The sequence below is a fragment of the Enterobacter cloacae complex sp. I2 genome (assembly GCF_014896205.1).
GTDB lineage: Bacteria > Pseudomonadota > Gammaproteobacteria > Enterobacterales > Enterobacteriaceae > Enterobacter > Enterobacter quasihormaechei.
The window spans coordinates 143,774-156,442 of record NZ_JADBRA010000011.1 but is presented as its reverse complement, the minus strand read 5'-3'; the positions used below and the strand labels follow the sequence as shown (position 1 = coordinate 156,442).

The 12,669-nt window shown below is 49.1% G+C and carries 12 protein-coding genes and 1 pseudogene; 10 read left to right on the top strand and 3 right to left on the bottom strand.

Translation table 11 applies throughout. The annotated features are described in order from the left end of the window. Window positions 1-74: 74 nt before the first annotated feature. The 3 genes and pseudogenes from IM300_RS11805 to IM300_RS11795 form a co-directional block, all read right to left on the bottom strand. Window positions 75-3,917, bottom strand: coding sequence for a hypothetical protein (locus IM300_RS11805; RefSeq protein WP_193036616.1), 3,843 nt, complete (start codon window positions 3,915-3,917; stop codon window positions 75-77). Window positions 3,918-4,078: 161 nt separating this feature from the next. Further along, a pseudogene (locus tag IM300_RS11800) lies at window positions 4,079-4,372 on the bottom strand (tyrosine-type recombinase/integrase); the annotation flags it as partial. A 211-nt stretch (window positions 4,373-4,583) separates the two neighbouring features. Beyond that, the gene (locus IM300_RS11795) at window positions 4,584-5,525 is read right to left on the bottom strand and encodes a hypothetical protein (RefSeq protein WP_226842245.1); all 942 of its coding nucleotides are present in this window, start codon (window positions 5,523-5,525) and stop codon (window positions 4,584-4,586) included. Window positions 5,526-5,801: 276 nt separating this feature from the next. On the opposite strand from IM300_RS11795, the gene IM300_RS11790 reads away from it, so the two are divergent. The 10 genes from IM300_RS11790 to IM300_RS11745 all read left to right on the top strand — a co-directional run bounded on the left by IM300_RS11790 (window position 5,802) and on the right by IM300_RS11745 (window position 12,614). After that, window positions 5,802-6,677 carry a GTPase family protein gene (locus tag IM300_RS11790; RefSeq protein ID WP_001546960.1) on the top strand — a complete coding sequence of 292 codons (876 nt, stop codon included), beginning with the start codon at window positions 5,802-5,804 and terminating at the stop codon, window positions 6,675-6,677. A 243-nt stretch (window positions 6,678-6,920) separates the two neighbouring features. Further along, on the top strand, window positions 6,921-7,637 hold the full coding sequence (locus tag IM300_RS11785; RefSeq protein WP_193036614.1) for a YafY family protein: 717 nt from the start codon (window positions 6,921-6,923) through the stop codon (window positions 7,635-7,637). 35 nt (window positions 7,638-7,672) lie between these two features. Next, window positions 7,673-8,125, top strand: coding sequence for a hypothetical protein (locus IM300_RS11780; protein ID WP_193036612.1), 453 nt, complete (start codon window positions 7,673-7,675; stop codon window positions 8,123-8,125). A 69-nt stretch (window positions 8,126-8,194) separates the two neighbouring features. After that, window positions 8,195-8,668, top strand: a complete 474-nt coding sequence (locus IM300_RS11775) for a hypothetical protein (protein WP_193036610.1) — start codon at window positions 8,195-8,197, stop codon at window positions 8,666-8,668. A gap of 119 nt (window positions 8,669-8,787) precedes the next feature. Continuing rightward, the gene (locus IM300_RS11770; protein WP_193036609.1) at window positions 8,788-9,609 is read left to right on the top strand and encodes a DUF932 domain-containing protein; all 822 of its coding nucleotides are present in this window, start codon (window positions 8,788-8,790) and stop codon (window positions 9,607-9,609) included. 30 nt (window positions 9,610-9,639) lie between these two features. Beyond that, on the top strand, window positions 9,640-10,083 hold the full coding sequence (locus tag IM300_RS11765; protein WP_193036607.1) for an antirestriction protein: 444 nt from the start codon (window positions 9,640-9,642) through the stop codon (window positions 10,081-10,083). A 12-nt stretch (window positions 10,084-10,095) separates the two neighbouring features. Next, window positions 10,096-10,638 (top strand): DNA repair protein RadC, encoded by a 543-nt coding sequence (gene radC, locus IM300_RS11760; RefSeq protein WP_193036605.1) that lies wholly within the window; start codon window positions 10,096-10,098, stop codon window positions 10,636-10,638. A 10-nt stretch (window positions 10,639-10,648) separates the two neighbouring features. Further along, on the top strand, window positions 10,649-10,990 hold the full coding sequence (locus tag IM300_RS11755) for a type IV toxin-antitoxin system YeeU family antitoxin (protein ID WP_039268717.1): 342 nt from the start codon (window positions 10,649-10,651) through the stop codon (window positions 10,988-10,990). A gap of 20 nt (window positions 10,991-11,010) precedes the next feature. Next, on the top strand, window positions 11,011-11,352 hold the full coding sequence (locus tag IM300_RS11750) for a TA system toxin CbtA family protein (RefSeq protein WP_001616568.1): 342 nt from the start codon (window positions 11,011-11,013) through the stop codon (window positions 11,350-11,352). Window positions 11,353-11,606: 254 nt separating this feature from the next. Beyond that, on the top strand, window positions 11,607-12,614 hold the full coding sequence (locus IM300_RS11745) for a restriction endonuclease (RefSeq protein WP_071696538.1): 1,008 nt from the start codon (window positions 11,607-11,609) through the stop codon (window positions 12,612-12,614). The last annotated feature ends 55 nt before the right edge of the window (window positions 12,615-12,669 follow it).

The window sequence follows — 12,669 nt, the reverse complement described above, 5'->3', positions numbered from 1 at the left end:
CGATTTGACTGCAATTGAGATGTCTGAAAACACTTGTGTTAAAGTGTCATTAAGATCCTTTTGGGTAGTCATCATTACTCAAACCGCTGTTCACCTTTACGATCTTCCTGTTGTTCCCGATTCCTTTGACGCTCAATCATAAGCATCAATCTCTCGTGGATTTTTTTTGCAACGTTTGAAATGTCGTCCCGCTCGTGTTCAATGAGTTTATTGAAAGCGTCAGCCCGTGACTGCCATATGTTTGCAAGGCTGCCACTCCAGCTTGTAGGACTCGTTAATTCTGCAAAAGAATCAAGGACCAAGGATGGTTCAGGTGCCGCCTCCAGGAATTTGACAGCATTTTCATGTAAGACCGTCCCGCTTGTGTCTGGAATTCTTACCCAGAGTTCTAACCCCTGCGGCACAAAGGCCCATATCCTCGGATCGTCTCTGCTGGAGCACCAGTCAATCAAGATTTCGATGTCAACGCCTGAAAGCAGCGGAGTATCCCCAATGCTTCCACGCATAAAGAACAACCGCATACACCTTTGGTCTTCAGAATCTGCAAACAGGCGGGAGAGAAACGCTTCAGGTATAAGTGCCACTGTTGTCTCTATGGTTTTACGATACTCATTCATATAGCCGTAGTGTTTATCAATCGCTGAGAAGATAGCATCCAGCCACTGATGCTTGAGCACGTCATGTTCATCTAATTGCAATGCCTCCGCCACGACCGATTCCATAAAGACATCTACAAGACTACTCCGAGCGTCAGTATCTTTCTGTAAAACCTGAATGGCTGCCCTGAAACCGATTTGAAGAAGTTCCGGACCAGGCATGTCCTCTGTCGCTTTTTTGCCGTGTAGCCTCATGCCGAGCCCATTCAAAATCGGTTCCTCGCCGCTTTCCATGACTAACAGTCGTTCCGCCAGTTCGAGCACCCGGGAGATTGGGAGATGCCGGCATTTTTTATCCCACAAAAAGGTGTCAAACATAAACGGATGGATATCCGGTTTATCCAGAAGCGACATGCATCGATTCAAATCCCTTTCTGTAAAATCTCGCTGAGGATGCAATTTAACCAGAACTCGACATAGGGAAGGATGCACAGCGCACTGATCCAGAAATTCATGGGCCATAGCTTCATTAATACGATCCACACCGTCGATAAAGCCAAGAAAGACCGAAAAATCTTTATTTTCAGTAGAGTCCTGTTCTAGTTCTTTTATAAGCAATTGCCAGATTTCACGAGGACTCGCAGTTCCCTGAGCAAGCCCCTGCCCGAATGCGCTCCGGTAAGGCATCCACTCAGAAGAGAACAAATTGGGTCTCAGATCAGAAAGGCAAAGTGTTGAAGCGGCAAACTCACGCCCCAGTTGCTCTGCTCTGGCCATCAGTCGCTCTTCAGCTTCAGCGTATCGGTCCTGATCATTTCGGTTAAATTCGTCATCAAGCACCCAGTTATGGTGACCTTTGCTCAGGACATAAAGCCGGATACCGGAAAGCAAATCATTCGGTCTGAGCTCCCTTTGCAGAGCATCAAAAGTTTCAAGCAGAACGGGTGATACCTGAGGATCCTTCTGCATAAAGTACAGTTTTGTCCGAATCGCCTTCCAGCCCTCCCCCCAAGGACGATGGGCATGTAGTGTACGTGCGGCATCAACCAGGACTGAGCCCATCTTCTTGTCACTCCACAGGCCGCTGAGTGAATTTGCCAGAATAGTTCGTGCACCGCTGGCAAGACGCATATCACCAGCGTTCCCGATGCGAACAGCAATCGCAATGAACGCACGCCGCCACGTCATCAACTCTTCATAGTCTGGTTCTGTCCCATAATCCCTCGGCCGGGCACCAAACTCACAGATACCCGAACCTGTCCACGTCGAACCACTAAGTCCAGCAGAAAGCATTCTCAGTCCGAGCGCCCGACGCTGTGACATACCTGAAGAGAGACATTCTTCAAGAAGCGCAACTCGCTGCTCCAGAGAAGCATGTGTGCCTGACAGGTAGGGCTGATAGAACAAGGTGAGTTTGTCCCGTGCATTCTTCTGACCAGGCTTATCCGTTTCATGATCCGCGACTTGCAGCAGAAGGCTGGCGCACCGGTCAAAGTATGAAGACTCCCAGGCCAGTGCCTGCAAAAGGTCGAGGATAGTGCTCCAGCGCGGATCGTAATGTCTTTTCTGGCCTTTAAAGTCTGTAGCCCTGAGGTCCTCGTCAATCCGGTTAAGTAGAACGTCAGGCACCACCGGTGCAATGTACTCCAGCATACGAGCTGGTAAGTCCTCTAACGCCAGTAAATTACTAAGCAACGCTCCCGGCTGAAGCCATGCAGCCGCAATCTCCTTTGCCACCGGATGATCGTGTAAAAGACCCAGCCGGTGAGCAAACGACATAAGCAGGCGCTCCCGTCCCGGCACTTCAAAGCATGAACGAAGAAACGCCACCGGAAAGCTGTCCAACGCGGAGGCGGCCAGCCTGTTCGCGATAGCATGGGGTAAGATGGCTCGCCAGTGTGACCTGGCCTGAAGAATGTGGCGATCGGTCAGCTTTTTGAGCGTCCGGTACAGCTGGTTATGTGAATAGCCCGCGAGCGTACCTAGGCTCTCCAGTTCACTGTCGCCTGTTTCAGAAAAGTTAATCGAAAACGAGTAGACCAGTGAAAGTAGCTCGGCTTGCTCCCGTAATCCCTCGTCCGGTTCATGACGTTGTTCAAAAAGTCTGTTGAAGAGTTGTGCATCAGACAGAACGGCCAGCGACTCCCCTTCCTCCACTCTCTCGGCGATAGCCAGCGAGACTCTGGCATTCCCGTCAGCGAATTGAGCGATTCGACGGGCGTTCAATCGTCCGATACCGGGGAAACGCCGTAGCAGAAGTTTTTCCGCTACTTCCGGTCCTACCGCCTCGATGTGGATCACCTCCGTGGTCTGAGGTTTGTCCTCCCGAATATCATACTCAACGGTAATTAGCTTGATTCTGTTCCCCACCGAAGTAACTCTCGCCGCGAGGGAAGCATGCAGTTTAGACGGGCAGTTATCAAGAACCATAATTGCGCTGCGCTGGTCAGCGATGAGGCGTTCCAGCATGGCTGCAGCCGAAGGGATCGGACCGTCACCGGTATCGGCATAGACCGCTAGGGTGCGGTCCAGGGCATCGGCTCCTACGGATTCATCAAACAAGGCCTGAACAATCCTCGTTTTACCGACGCCAGATAAACCAGTAATACGCACGGCCTTCCGAGTGGTCCGAATAAGCTGGCGTATCGGCCCGATGGCATCCTTAATACTAAGGGGGTGACCTTTTTCTGACGGAAGTGAGATCGTGATACCGGACGCGGTAATCAGGGTATCTTCCGCCCCCTCTGGAGGGCAACTCCACGCTCCATATGGCTGCCAGCCGGAATATCCCCGCCCCAGTATTCTGTTTACCCACAGCATTACTGACGGATGCTGTCGTATCCACTGAGCCAACTTTGCGCGATCATAGAAAGCCAGATGAAGAGTTGGGTGAGAGGGATCATGCCTGACGGCCTCATGCATCGCCTTGACGCGTTCGGCAAGCATAGAGGGGGAACAGTCCTCATCCAGGCTGACAATGATATAGCTTCCCCCCTTTGTGGCCTGGCCGGATATCATGGGAGAAAGGACGCCAGAAGGAGCCATCTCTCGTAGAATATCTGCCCTGCGCATTCTGTGTTTTTTGGCCTGGAAGACGGTATCCGGTCGCTCAATATACCCGGAGTTGAGCTGTTCAACCGGCACCTGTACGTGGACATCAATTCCACCATCAGGTGCGTTGATCGATCCCGACCAGCGCACCTGCGCCGGGCTATGACCGCAGGTCGCCACTTCGGCTTCAGCAAGGCGCGCAATTAACTCTTCCAAAAGAGTATCCGAGAGTCCGAGTAATTCATCTTTATTAATATCGAAGATTGCCACGGCATAGTCCTGACAGAAAATTGAAATTTTTCACAACCGATGCCCAGAATATTAAGCAATTAGAAGCAGATTGTCCTGTGACTAGTTCCCATTGCTCCATACACAGGCAGATTAGCAAGATCCGCCATTGGCACAGGGCTGCTGTTGCAGCCCTGACAACCTTAGACTTCGATCGATTCAGAGCTCTCTAATGCATCATCGACTTCAATGCCCAGATAACGGACTGTGCTTTCCAGTTTCTTATGGCCCATCAGAAGTTGGATCACCCGGAGATTCTTGGTTTTCTTGTAGATGAGGCAAGGTTTTGTTCTTCTCATGGAATGTGTGCTGTAAAGCGAATTTTCGAGACCAAGCTTTTCTACCCACCCATGAAAGATTCGGTTGTATTGCCGGGTTGATATGTGCCGATTAGTTCCGATCCGAGACCGGAACAAGAAGTCTTTACTATGCAAATTAAAAGGCTGTATACACAGCCTTTTAATTTATGCTAGAGCCTATAAAGCTCAGTTAATCTAGCTTTTTCTTTGGCAAATTCTTCATCAAGGTTCGAGAAGTCTGGAAGTGTATCTATTAAATCCTTAAGTTGATGAATAACATTCCAAACATCGTAATGAATAAAGGGGTTTAAGCCAATTACGTTTCCCTCATCATTATTTTTAGATTTTCCTACACCACATAATTTGATGAATTTGTTGATTGCAGTTGTTTCATTCCAGTCAGAAACAAAAAGAAGCAAGGCAGAAACAGCCAAAAGGGGATTGTTTTTTTTACAGCGGATAAGCTCCTGATCTTTCTGAAAAGAAACTCGTGATGTCTAGTTATTTTTTGTGCTATCCTTATCGTTGCTTCATATTTATCTTTAAGCAACCTTCTATCATAAACCTGATAACCTCGATCTCGTGCTACTAACCGATATGCTTGTTTAGTAAATGTGGTGCTATTCACAAGATTATAGAAAATAGCATTATTCTTATTGGTCATATCGATCATCAATGATGGGTATTTGAATCTTAAAGAACGATAAACTTCATCATTTATATCAAACCAAGAATTATTTTTTCTCTCTTCATCGACAATATATGTATCTTCACCTTTGCGGGAATACATGCTGGCTCTTACTAGGTTGATCATGTGAGGGCTGTAGTTAACAGAAAAAGTGCCTGATTGGCGTAATTCAGTAAACCACCGTCGCATGTTTCTAATATCTTCCTGATTGAACTCTTCATGTTCAATACCTCTACATACAAGCTCTCGAATTATACTTGTAATCTCAGAGCCGGAATTGCCTAATTTTATAAAACCATCCTTTGAAGAGTCTATTTGCTTATCATCGCCATTGTAATGATCGCAAAATATTTTGTGCGCGTCTGTTCCGTCTTTTGTTCTAAACGAAAAATGAGATTGGCTAACTATTTTATTTGTTGTTTTCGAAGAACCTTCTGAAACAACAATTGCACCGCTTACATTGCAAATTGGGCACTCGGCATCAAACGCAACAAATTCCTTGAAATCACTAAAGTTAAGTACGTTATTTGATAAGTAAAGGTTTAGCAATTGAACTATGTCCAATTCTTTTTTGAATGTACGAGAATAGACCGTAATTGCCATTTGCACTCCCTTCGTCATAAATTCAGTTTGTATGAAATATTATCGCATAAAGATGCTGATGAGCCAGTAATATAGCTAGAAAATATTTTTTGTGGTTCAGCGGCCTAGACGTCCGCTACTGGCACTAAGCGGAAATCGTTCAGTTCTGGGCTACACAAGGTCCTTTATGTTTTAATCTAAAATTCCAAATAATTTCAGATGGATATCATCTCTGTGAATCCCCCGCCTTCCTGACTGGATCGCGGGGTTTTTAATTTTTCACGCTGAGACTATTGTATGAATAAACCTGACGGCCTTCAGGCCTTTGAACAACCGCTTGCGTCGCTTCCGTGCACACTTCGCCAGCTTATTCTTGAACGTATCCAGAACCTGACCCATTACGAGCCGGTGATTGGAATCATGGGCAAAAGTGGTACAGGTAAATCCTCTCTCTGCAACGAACTTTTTCAGGGCGAGGTGTCCCCGGTGAGTGATGTGAACGCCTGTACTCGCGACGTACTGCGCTTCCGGTTGCGCAGCGGTCGTCACAGTCTGGTGATTGTCGATTTACCGGGTGTAGGTGAAAACGGGCGACGGGATCATGAGTACCGGGCCCTGTACCGTCGAATGCTGCCGGAGCTGGACCTGGTGCTGTGGGTCATCAAGGCCGATGATCGGGCGCTGTCGGTGGACGAGCAGTTCTGGCGCGGTGTGATGCAGCCTTACCAGCAGCAGGTGCTGTTCGTGCTGAACCAGGCCGACAAAATCGAACCCTGTCACGAATGGGATACCCGAACCAGCACGCCTTCAGCGCAGCAACGGACAAATCTTCAGGAAAAGCAGACCGCCATTACCGCAATGTTTAAGCCGCATCACCCGGTCTGCGTGGTATCCGCCTGCAGCGGCTGGGGCGTGGAGGAGATGGTGGCAACCATGATGCGCTGTCTGCCTGACCGCGCCACCAGCCCGTTGGTGACACAACTGCAAGGGAGATTCTGCACAGAGCCGGTAAAGTCGCAGGCCCGTGACAGTTTCGGTGAAGCTGTGAGCCGGGTTTTCGATACGGCTGAGTCATCGTCATTCCTGCCTGCGCCATTGAAAACGGTGATTCGTACCGTGCGTGATGCGGTGGTGTCGGTCGCACGGGCCGTCTGGGACTGGATATTCTTCTGATATCGCAATTTTCTCTGCGAACGATGAACTGGTTGTTAATGATGTGTTGTTTGTGGACACGTCCTTTCCACTGCGTTTTATCATCAACTAAATCAGGAGAAGCATCATTATTTGTCAGACGAGCGCTCATAAGGCCGGGCTGCTCATAAAAAATAGTTCCGATGTTGTCCATACCCTGTCCACCCCTTCCTTTAAAGTAATCATTATTAATTCAGATAGTTAACTTCTCAGGAGAAATCTTTCATGACGCTTCAGGAGCGGCGACATGACCGGCTTGCCGTCAGGTTGTCGTTGATTATCAGCCGCCTGGTGTCCGGTGAAACTCTGTTTATTCGCAAACTGGCAACTGAATTCGGGGTGTCAGAGCGCACGCTGCGTCGTGACTTTCGGGAACGTCTGATGTATCTCGACCTGGATTACTACCAGGGGCAGTGCAGTCTGCGCTCGGATATTCACAGTACACGGCAGGAAATAGATATTCTGACCTTTGCTCACCGCACGGGGCTGGCCGGGGTTTTCCCGGGCTTTGACCGGCGACTGGTCAGCAGCCTGCTGGACTGTGATGAGCGACCCTGTCTGGTATGGCATCAGGACAGACCTCATCCCCCGGCAGGAAAGCTCTCCTTCTACAGGCTGGTCAGAGCTATTTCGGGATGTCAGCGGATCACCGTTCTGACAGAAGGGGAGCGTCATGAGGCCATCGCACCTTACCGGCTAATCGCTCTTGACGGTTACTGGTACCTTGTCGCTGAATATAACAGGCAATTACGTGTCTTCCGGCTGGATGAGATTCATCTGGTAAGGCCATCGCGGGAAACATTTATTCGCAGTGAGCTTCTCTATCAGCTGTCGGAGGATAAGCATTTTATCTCTGCCTTACCTCATTTCCGTTTTATTCAGCAGTCGCTGAATTCATTTTCTCCCTCAGAAATTCGGGGGCAATCCGGACAAACTGATTAGAGATGGTCTCCATAATTAAATGTAAGGTTAATGCAATGATAAAATTGAACTTATTATCTTTACTGCCAGTCATGTTGTTCCCCTTACTTATCGCAGGTAATGCTCACGCAGCACGTCCTTATAACGGGTTCCTGCCTGCGGCAGTGAATAATAAGAGTGGGAATATATTCTGGTGTGATGCCCACCGCCAGGTCAGAAAACTGTGTACAGCGACGGAAGTGGATTCAATGGGATGGTTTATTGTTGTTCGCTCGAAAGCTTCCAGAGATTGTCCGGGTGGCATATGGGGGTGGATCACTCCCAGTAAAGACGATGTGGCAACAGGTTATACCATTACGCCAGGTAAAGAATTCAACCTCACCATGAAGGATATGTGCAGTCCCGATATGAAAGTAACGTTCCGCCCGAATAAAAAGGACCCTCGTTATGACGATCTCGTCGGGATTTATGCCGGGAAAGAAGCGTTTCGCTACAAACAAATAAAATAATCCAACTTTTTTCATTACTTTATTGTTTTAAAGAACAAAAGCTTTATTACATGATTTGAGGACAACATTATGCGACTGCCTTACGTAATAGTTACATTAGCTATGCTGGCTTCTGTATCAACAGCACAGGCTATTCCCAATATGTGGACGAGTGGTTTTGGGATGGGCGTGACCGAATATATCATTACCAGCCCGGATAAGGTGGTGTTTAATCTGAACTGTACTGGCAATCCGGATGCGCAGAATATTCTGCAACACGGCGTTAATCTCACCCTGCCTGATGGAACATCAGTAAGTTCTCATGACGACAGGAAGGAAATAACGGTCGTCATGGATAACAGTCAGTTCCCATTACCTTCATCCCTCGGCTGGAGGAATGGCGATAATGCCTGGGTGTCATTTATTGACGCACTGGGGCAGGCAGCAAATTTCGATGTTTATGTCAGCGATAAAAAAGTAGGCACTTTCAGTCCGGGTCTGAAGAATACGCAAAAAGAGCTGTCTGACCTCAGTGAGTGCCGGACCACACACTACAGCGATTAGTTACTTACATTTCAGACCTCTCCACCCCACAACATACCAACACCAGATAGCAACAGGCCATGCTCCTTCGGGAACATGGCCTTTTTGTTTTTAATTCATTATCAGATAAGGAGTTAGCCATGCGATTAGCCAGCCGCTTTGGTCGTATAAATCAGATACGCCGTGACCGGCCTCTGACCCACGAAGAGCTGATGAGTCATGTCCCCAGCGTGTTCGGGAGTGACAAGCATGAATCTCGTTCAGACAGGTACACCTACATCCCGACCATCACCATCCTCGAAAACCTGCAGCGTGAAGGCTTTGAGCCGTTCTTTGCCTGCCAGACAAAGGTTCGCGACCAGAGCAAGCGGGAACACACCAAACATATGCTTCGCCTGCGTCGTGCCGGTCAACTGACCGGACATCAGGTGCCGGAAATCATTCTTCTTAACAGCCATGACGGCTCATCAAGCTACCAGATGCTACCGGGGCTGTTTCGAGGCGTCTGTACCAACGGTCTGGTCTGCGGACAGTCATTTGGCGAAGTGCGGGTACCACATAAAGGGAATGTTGTTGAGAAGGTGATTGAAGGGGCTTACGAAGTGCTCGGGGTCTTTGACCGGGTGGAGGAGAAGCGCGATGCAATGCAGTCACTGGCACTGCCAGAACCAGCCCGTAATGCCCTGGCGAATGCCGCGCTGAAGTATCGCTTTGGTGAAGACCACCAGCCGGTCACGGTATCGCAGGTGCTGACCCCACGTCGCCGGGAGGACTACAGCGATGACCTGTGGACCGTATACCAGCGCGTGCAGGAGAACCTGATGAAAGGTGGATTGTCAGGGCGAACCGCTCAGGGGAAAAGCAGCCGCACCCGTGCTGTTACCGGTATTGATGGCGATGTGAAGCTCAATCGCGCCCTGTGGGTAATGGCAGAAAACATGCTCGATTTTTTCGGGCGTTAAACAACCGTTCCGGCATAAGGAGATAGTTTAATGAATACACAAAACCTTCAGTTCGCTGAGCAGGCAGCAATTACTGCCTCAACGGTCCCTGATGAATTACGCATCAGTTTCTGGCCTCAGCACTTTGGCGCAATCCCGCAGTGGATAACGCTTGGGCCCCGTATCTTTGCTTGGATGGACCGTCTCTGTGCCGATTACCACGGCGGTATCTGGCGCTTTTCGACGCTCAGCAACGGCGGCGCTTTTATGGCTCCTGAGCCAGAGAACAATGAGACGTGGACATTGTTCAACAGCATGAACGGCAACGGTGCAGAGCTTATCAGTGTAGCGGCAGGGATTGTCGTCTGCCTGATGGCATACAGCCACCATGCCTGTCGCACCGAGTGTGACGCGATGACTGAACACTATTATCTCTTACGCGACTACGCGCTGAACCATCCGGAATGCAGCGCCATTATGCATCTAATCGACTGAGGAATACCTGACATGAATACCGCATTATCCCCGGTGTCAACGCAGCCTGAACTCTTTCCGCTGGCGGTTATGGCCCGGCATGGTTGCCTGCTCCCCGCGACCTCCGGATTGACACCTTATGCCCAACGGACCATTCGACGTGCTATCAACCTGCTGGATAAATATCTGCGCCAGCCCGGCATGTCCTTTACCTCAAGCACGGCTGCCCGTGACTGGCTTCGGTTACAGCTGGCAGGACAAGAGCGGGAAGTGTTTATGGTGCTCTATCTCAATAACCAGCACCGTTTACTGGAGAGTGAAACGCTATTTGCCGGTTCGGTTAACCATGTCCAGGTCCATCCCCGTGAGGTGGTGAAGTCAGCGCTTCGCTTCAATGCTGCTGCTGTTGTGCTGGCGCATAACCATCCATCCGGTGATCCGGAGCCCAGCCAATGTGACCGCAACATTACGGGCAGGCTTAAAGAAGCGCTGGCACTGGTTGATGTGAACACTCTCGATCATCTGGTTATCGGTTCAGATGGAATTGTGTCGTTTGCAGAGCGAGGCTGGATATGAGGGCACTTCAATGAAATCTACTGACTCAGAGAACGATTCATTTCTCAAGTGGGGTCTGAATCGTAATGTGACACCTTGCTTTGGCGCTCGTCTGGTACAGGAGGGAAACCGGCTGCACTATCTGGCTGACCGGGTCAGTATCACCGGTAAGTTCAGCGAAGCAGAATGTCTTAAGCTGGATGTGGCATTCCCACATTTTATCAGCCAGATGGAGTCGATGTTGACTACTGGTGGAATGAATCCTCGCCATGCCCACTGTGTCACCCTGTACCACAATGGTTTCACCTGCGAAGCCGATACCCTTGGCAGTTACGGCTACGTATACATCGCCGTTTACCCCACTCAACGTTAACTAACTCTACAAGAGCAAATATGAAAACTCTACCTGCAACAACTCCGCAGGCGGCGAAGCTATGTCTGTCGCCCGTGGCAGTGTGGCAAATGCTGCTTGCACGCCTGCTGGAACAACATTATGGCCTGACACTCAACGACACGCCATTCAGTGATGAAACGGTAATTCAGGAACATATCGATGCCGGTATATCTTTGGCCGATGCCGTTAATTTTCTGGTGGAAAAGTACGGGCTGGTTCGTATTGATCGCAGGGGATTCAACTGGCAAGAACAGTCCCCATATCTGCGGGCGGTCGATATTCTGCGGGCGCGACAGGCAACTGGTTTATTGAAAAGAAATCGTATTAGCGCGGCACGGTGAACATTGGGAATAGCCTCCCTGATTCACATTGCAGTCTTACTTATTTACTCACTCCAAAAAGCACCTGCCGATGCTGGTTGGTGCTTTTACTTATATGGACGAAATATCATGCAAATTGAAGCTGTAATTTTAACTGGGCACATTATCGCAAGCACAATCCGGGAATGCTGGGCCGTCGTTGTTGATGGTTTTGACGCATACTACGAACAAGCTTATGATCCAGCATAATTTCTTTTCCTCATAAAGGGACGGGTATGGGCAACAGAATGTGGATGATCCGCGGTGACGGCGGCAAGCTCTATGACGATTTTCGCGATAAGCAAATTGTAGGCATCGGTTGGTCTCAGCTGGCTCCATTAGTCAAACCCGGCCTATCCCGAGCCCAGTTACTCGCCTTATACCAGGAGGCAGACCCTTTAACAAAGCTGGGAACTGTGCGTTCTGGTGCATCGCAGGTCTGGCGTTTTGTGAATGAGATCCAAAAGGGTGATTGGGTTATTACCTATTCGCCAGCCAATCGTACTTATCTGCTAGGTAAGGTTACATCTGATTTCCAGTACCACCCTGAATGGGTAGAAGAGGGGATGGGAATCGCTCGACAGGTTAAATGGAATACTGAAGAAATCGATCGCGATCGACTATCTGTTGCTACGAAAAACACATTGGGTTCTACGCTGACGGTTTTCCAGATTCCGGAATATGCTCTAGAAGAGCTTTTGCAGGATAAGAAACCTACGGTAGATGTGATTACTCAGAATCCAATTGCGATGGATGAAGATGAGGTCGTTTCTGATCCGCTCCGCGATATGGAAATGCTCGCGTTTGAAGGTATCAAAGATCGCATCAACTCTCTTGACTGGGACGAGATGCAAAATCTGGTTGCCGGAGTTTTACGCAGTATGGGCTATAAAACGCAGGTCTCGCCTGCGGGAGCCGATCGGGGTAAAGATATCATTGCTTCACCTGATGGATTCGGTTTTGAAAATCCACGTATTATCGTTGAGGTAAAACATCGCAGGGAGCAAATGGGAAGCCAACAGATCCGCAGCTTTATCGGCGGTCGCCATAAAGACGATCGCGGGCTTTATGTCAGTACAGGGGGTTTTACGAAAGATGCTCGATATGAAGCCGACCGTTCGACGATACCACTAACGCTCTGGACGCTTGATGATCTCGTCCGTGCGCTTATTGAGAACTATGAGCAAGTGGATATTGAGACCAAACTTTTGGTACCTCTGAAGAAAACGTTCCTGCCTGCCTGAATCTTGCTTTGATAGCCATATCGGTGTTCTACTGGTATGGCTTTATACCCACTCG

What these genes read in the sequence shown, in the direction of transcription:
- IM300_RS11780 (WP_193036612.1), top strand. Translation starts at nt 7,673, where the DNA reads ATGATAAAATTGAACTTATTATCTTTACTGCCAGTCATGTTGTTCCCC.
- IM300_RS11755 (WP_039268717.1), top strand. Translation starts at nt 10,649, where the DNA reads ATGAAATCTACTGACTCAGAGAACGATTCATTTCTCAAGTGGGGTCTG.
- IM300_RS11775 (WP_193036610.1), top strand. Translation starts at nt 8,195, where the DNA reads ATGCGACTGCCTTACGTAATAGTTACATTAGCTATGCTGGCTTCTGTA.
- IM300_RS11745 (WP_071696538.1), top strand. Translation starts at nt 11,607, where the DNA reads ATGGGCAACAGAATGTGGATGATCCGCGGTGACGGCGGCAAGCTCTAT.
- IM300_RS11770 (WP_193036609.1), top strand. Translation starts at nt 8,788, where the DNA reads ATGCGATTAGCCAGCCGCTTTGGTCGTATAAATCAGATACGCCGTGAC.
- IM300_RS11750 (WP_001616568.1), top strand. Translation starts at nt 11,011, where the DNA reads ATGAAAACTCTACCTGCAACAACTCCGCAGGCGGCGAAGCTATGTCTG.
- IM300_RS11785 (WP_193036614.1), top strand. Translation starts at nt 6,921, where the DNA reads ATGACGCTTCAGGAGCGGCGACATGACCGGCTTGCCGTCAGGTTGTCG.
- radC (WP_193036605.1), top strand. Translation starts at nt 10,096, where the DNA reads ATGAATACCGCATTATCCCCGGTGTCAACGCAGCCTGAACTCTTTCCG.
- IM300_RS11765 (WP_193036607.1), top strand. Translation starts at nt 9,640, where the DNA reads ATGAATACACAAAACCTTCAGTTCGCTGAGCAGGCAGCAATTACTGCC.
- IM300_RS11790 (WP_001546960.1), top strand. Translation starts at nt 5,802, where the DNA reads ATGAATAAACCTGACGGCCTTCAGGCCTTTGAACAACCGCTTGCGTCG.
- IM300_RS11795 (WP_226842245.1), bottom strand. Translation starts at nt 5,525, where the DNA reads ATGGCAATTACGGTCTATTCTCGTACATTCAAAAAAGAATTGGACATA.